The sequence below is a fragment of the Pelomonas sp. KK5 genome, from assembly GCF_001984095.1.
Classification (GTDB): Bacteria; Pseudomonadota; Gammaproteobacteria; order Burkholderiales; family Burkholderiaceae_C; genus KK5.
Map to the genome: position 1 here is coordinate 1 of NZ_LYVQ01000361.1, position 4,041 is coordinate 4,041.

Sequence of the window (4,041 nt, forward strand, 5' to 3'; positions counted from 1 at the left end):
GAGCTGGGCGAGGCCGCCACCCGCGTCCCCACCCGCGCGATGCCCGACTGGATCTTCCGCGCCCTGGCCCTGCCCAGCCCGCCGCTGCGCATGCTGGCCGCCGACCTCGGCAAGCGCCACGCCCCCTCGGCCGACAAGGCGCGGCGCCTGCTCGATTTCCATCCCCGGCCCGCCGCCGACACCCTACTCGACTGCGCCCGCCGCCTGCTAACCCTCCATATGGACTGACACCGATCTTCCAAGTGCGCCGCGCCTTCGCCGAGCAGCTGGGCTCCATCGCCGCTGCCGAGCGCCTGTGGGCGGTCAGCGAGGCGCTGCTGGGCATCGATCCGGCACAGGCCCCGACGGCGGGCTGATGGAAACCCTGATTGATTTAATTTCATCGACTTCTAATCTCAATCACCAGGAGATAAATTAAATCAATCACATGGCGCCCGCCCCGACCATTGCCGACATCGCCCGCGCCGCCGGCGTGGGCACGGCCACGGTGGACCGGGTGCTGAACCGCCGTCCCGGCGTCAATGCCGAGACGATGAACAAGGTGATGCAGGTGGTGGAGGCGCTGGGGGCGCCGCAGCAGCCTGGCCGGCCGCGCCGCGGCGAGAACGCCCGCTTCGCCTATGTGCTGCCGGCCGAGCCGACGCCCTTCCTGGAATCGGTGGAACGCCAGATCGCCCAGGCGGCCGGCGACTTCCGCCATGCCCACATCACCGAGGTGACGCACCGCATCGACGCCTCCGACCCGCAGCGCTTCGCCGAGGAACTGGCCCAGCTCGGGGACTGCGACGGCCTGGCGCTGGTGGCGCCGGACCTGCCGCCGGTCAAGGGCGCGATCAACGAGCTGGTACGGGCTGGCGTCCATGTCGTGACGCTGTTCTCCGACGTGGCCGGCTCGATGCGCGAGACCTTCATCGGCGCGGACAACCGCGCCGCCGGCCGCACCGCCGGGTTGCTGCTGGGCCGCATGGCCGCCGGCTCGGGCCGCGACACCCTGCTGCTGTCCTCCCAGTCCACCCGCATGACGGCCGAGATCGAGCGCCGCATCGGCTTCGCCCAGGCGATCGAGGAGCGCTTCCCGGCGCTGCGCGTGCTGCGCACCGCGGACCTGCCAGCCGACAACGAGGCCGCCCGCGCCGCGCTGCGCCAGGCCTTGAAGGACGACATTGATCCCGCCCGCGTGGCCGGCCTCTACAACGTCGGCAGCGCCAGCACCGGCGCGGCCTGCGCGCTGGCCGACGCGGGCCTGACGGTCGGTGCCATCGCCCACGATTTCACCGACGAGAACGCCGCGCTGCTGTCCAGCGACGCGCTTTCGTACGTGCTCCATCAAGACATCCATTACTGCATCCAGACGGCGGCGCGCGTGTTGCGCGCGCTGCGCGAGAACGTCCGCGGCGCGCTCAATGTCGTGCAGCCGCGCATCCAGATCCTGACGGCCGAGAACCTGCATTAGTTACGGTCTTCGGGTGCTCACCCTGACCAACTTTTGGAGACAAGTCATGAAAGCGATCTCGAAGATGTTGCCGGGGCTGCTCGCCCTGGCTGCCAGCCTGCTGACGGGCACCGCCGCCCACGCGCAGGACAAGACCATCACCCTCTGCTGGGCCGCCTGGGACCCCGCCAACGCGCTGGTCGAGCTGTCCAAGGACTTCACCGCCAAGACCGGCATCAAGATGAAGTTCGAGTTCGTGCCCTGGACCAGCTTCGCCGACCGCATGCTCAACGAGCTGAACTCCAAGGGCAAGCTCTGCGACCTGATCATCGGCGACAGCCAGTGGATCGGCGGCTCCGCTGAACAAGGGCATTACGTCAAGCTCAACGACTTCTTTGCAAAAGAAGGCATCAAGATGAGCGACTTCGCGCCGGCCACCGTGGTCGGCTATGCGGAGTGGCCCAAGAACTCGCCCAACTACTGGGCCCTGCCCGCGATGGCCGATGCCGTCGGCTGGACCTATCGCAAGGACTGGTTCGCCAAGCCCGAGATCCAGGCCGAGTTCAAGAAGAAGTTCGGGCGAGACCTGACCCCGCCCAAGACCTGGACCGAATTCCGCCAGGTCAGCGAGTTCTTCCAGGGCCGCATGATCGACGGCAAGAAGGTCTACGGCGCCTATATCTTCACCGAGCGCGGCTCCGAGGGCATCACGATGGGCGTCACCAACGTGCTCTACCCGATGGGCTTCAAGTACGAAGACCCGAAGAAGCCGTATTCGATGGACGGCTTCGTCAACAGCGCGGACGCGGTCAAGGGCCTGGAGTTCTACAAGGCGCTCTACAAGGGCAGCACCCCGCCCGGCCTCACCAACGCCTACATGAGCGAGGGCCTGGACGCCTTCAAGAGCGGCCAGGTGGCGATGGCGATGAACTGGTTCGCCTTCTTCCCGGGCCTGTCCAAGGATCCGCAGGTCGGCGGCGACAAGATCGGCTTCTTCGTCAACCCGTCCGACAAGGGCAAGGGCGTGCAGCTCGGCGGCCAGGGCATCTCGGTGGTGTCCTACTCGGCCAACCGGAACGAGGCGCTGCAGTACATCAAGTGGTTCGCCAACGGGGAGGTGCAGAAGAAGTGGCAGGCGATCGGCGGCTCCTCGGCGGCCAAGTCGGTGCTGAACGACCCCGCCTACCCGAAGAGCTCGCCCTTCGCGCAGGCTTTCCTCGACTCGATGAACATGGTCGTGGACTTCTGGGCCGAACCGTCCTATGCGCAGCTGCTGCTGGCGATGCAGAAGCGGGTGCATGACTATGTGGTGGCCGACAAGGGCACGGCCAAGGAGGCGCTGGACGGCCTGGTCGTGGACTGGAAGAAGGTGTTCAAGGAAGACGGGAAGATCAAGTAGGGCCCGCCATGCCGTTCGCACCCAGCACTTCGACAAGCTCAGTGCGAACGGCTATTTTCTTCACCGACGGCTCTCCTCGTCCGTTCGCCCTGAGCCTGTCGAAGGGCTCGCGCCGAAACCAGGCCAGTACCAACCGATGATGCGCGAATCCGAACTTGTTGAACGCGTCGCCCAGGCCACGCCCCCCGCCCTCGCGCGGCGCGTGCGCGGCCTCTCGGACCGCACGATCGCCTGGCTCTTCGTCGGCCCGACGATGGCGCTGCTGCTCGCGATCAACATCTTCCCGCTGATCTGGACGATCAAGCTCTCGTTCACCAACTACCGCGCGAACCGGCCCAACGCCAACGTGCTCGACGTCGGCATCGACAACTACGTCTCCGTGCTCACCGACCCGGACATCTGGCAGGCCATGCAGGCCACCGCCCATTTCCTGTTCTGGACGATCCTTCTCGAGACCCTGATCGGCTTCGCCCTGGCCTTTTTGATCGACCGCAAGTTCCGCGGCCACGGTTTCTGGACCACGCTGATCCTGATCCCGATGATGCTGAGCCCGGCGGTGGTCGGGAACTTCTGGGCCTTCCTCTACCAGCCGCAGACGGGCCTGTTCAACTACGCGGTGGCCTTCCTCAGCGGCGTGCCGGCATCAAGCTTCGAGATGATCGGCTCGGTGAAGCTCGCGCCCTGGGCCATCATCATCGTGGACTGCTGGATGTGGACGCCCTACGTGATGCTGATCTGCCTGGCCGGCCTGCGCTCGATCCCCGACTACATCTACGAGGCCGCCGAGGTGGACCGTGCATCCACCTGGCGGCAGTTCTGGTCGATCACGCTGCCGATGGTGCTGCCCTTCATCATGCTGGCGGTGCTGTTCCGCGGGATCGAGAACTTCAAGATGTTCGACATGGTCAACCTGCTGACCAGCGGCGGCCCCGGCAGCGCCACCGAGCTCGCGTCGATCACGCTCAAGCGCGAGGCCTTCGAGAAGTGGCGCACCGGCTACTCCTCGGCCTTCGCCATCATCCTCTTCGTGTCGGTGTTCGGCCTGGCGAACATCTACGTGAAGGCTTTGAATCATGTGAAGAGTCGTTGAGATGAAACAGCCGATACCTGCTCGATCGCCGGGAGCGCAGGACGACGGGGTGCCCCAAAGCTCCGTGTCCCCCGGCCGCTCCGCGGCCTCCTCCTTTTACCTGCGCTTTGGGGCACCCCG

3 protein-coding genes and 1 pseudogene are annotated in these 4,041 nt (G+C 66.1%); all 4 read left to right on the plus strand.

Features of this window, described 5'->3' with window-relative positions; all coding sequences use genetic code 11:
- Window positions 1-228: pseudogene (locus B0W88_RS33970) on the plus strand (aldehyde reductase); the annotation flags it as partial.
- 199 nt (window positions 229-427) lie between these two features.
- Window positions 428-1,453, plus strand: a complete 1,026-nt coding sequence (locus B0W88_RS30255; protein WP_077038218.1) for a LacI family DNA-binding transcriptional regulator — start codon at window positions 428-430, stop codon at window positions 1,451-1,453.
- A gap of 46 nt (window positions 1,454-1,499) precedes the next feature.
- Window positions 1,500-2,831 carry an ABC transporter substrate-binding protein gene (locus tag B0W88_RS30260; protein ID WP_077038219.1) on the plus strand — a complete coding sequence of 444 codons (1,332 nt, stop codon included), beginning with the start codon at window positions 1,500-1,502 and terminating at the stop codon, window positions 2,829-2,831.
- A 136-nt stretch (window positions 2,832-2,967) separates the two neighbouring features.
- Window positions 2,968-3,921, plus strand: coding sequence for a carbohydrate ABC transporter permease (locus tag B0W88_RS30265; RefSeq protein ID WP_198937981.1), 954 nt, complete (start codon window positions 2,968-2,970; stop codon window positions 3,919-3,921).
- Window positions 3,922-4,041 lie beyond the last annotated feature (120 nt).